This is a genomic window from Paraburkholderia sp. RL17-373-BIF-A, assembly GCF_046030175.1.
In the GTDB taxonomy this organism is placed as follows: Bacteria; Pseudomonadota; Gammaproteobacteria; order Burkholderiales; family Burkholderiaceae; genus Paraburkholderia.
The window spans coordinates 1-641 of record NZ_JARESO010000368.1; the positions used below are offsets into that span (position 1 = coordinate 1).

General features: G+C 55.2%; 1 other RNA gene. It reads left to right on the forward strand.

The features are described 5' to 3' along the window. Positions 1 to 13 precede the first annotated feature (13 nt). Positions 14 to 403, forward strand: a transfer-messenger RNA (tmRNA) gene (gene ssrA / locus P0D80_RS50910). Positions 404 to 641 lie beyond the last annotated feature (238 nt).

The window sequence follows — 641 nt, forward strand, 5'->3', positions numbered from 1 at the left end:
CATCGACTTATTTGGGGGCGACCTGTTTTCGACAGGGGTAGCAAAGGAGTTCAGGGCATACCGAGGACCCGTCACCTCGTAAATCCAACGGGAAAATGTAAATGCAAACCTCGATAAGCGCTTCGGCGCGGCGTCTAACGACGCTCTCCTGGCACAAGCCGCCTAAAAACCGGCTTTCCTCGCACTGGCTCGCTGATGGGCTAGGGTAGCAATACCGCGCGAGGTCATTTACGTCAGCTAATCCTCGGTGGCGTCACGACACTGGGGCCGAAAACCTAGTGACTCGCTGCAAAGAAGCGCGTCCGTCCGCGTCGATGCAGTCAAATTAAGCGACTGGACTAAGTATGTAGAACTGGCTGTAGAGCACTTCTGGACGCGGGTTCGATTCCCGCCGCCTCCACCAGAATTTTTGTCGTTGTTTTTCGTGGCCTCAGCAACAGAGAGGCCATTTCCCTTTGCAAGGGTTCGTCGTAGCAGTGAAGAACCGGACGTCTTAAATGGCGACGTCGCCGGATCAGCGTAACCGGCATCACTTCCCTCGCAAATCCGCTAACCTTTGCCATGACATCCAGCACTTAGTGCTTGGAGTACCGATTATCGGCTCATCGACGGAGCGCTACCGTCATCCCGCTGCGTTCTCA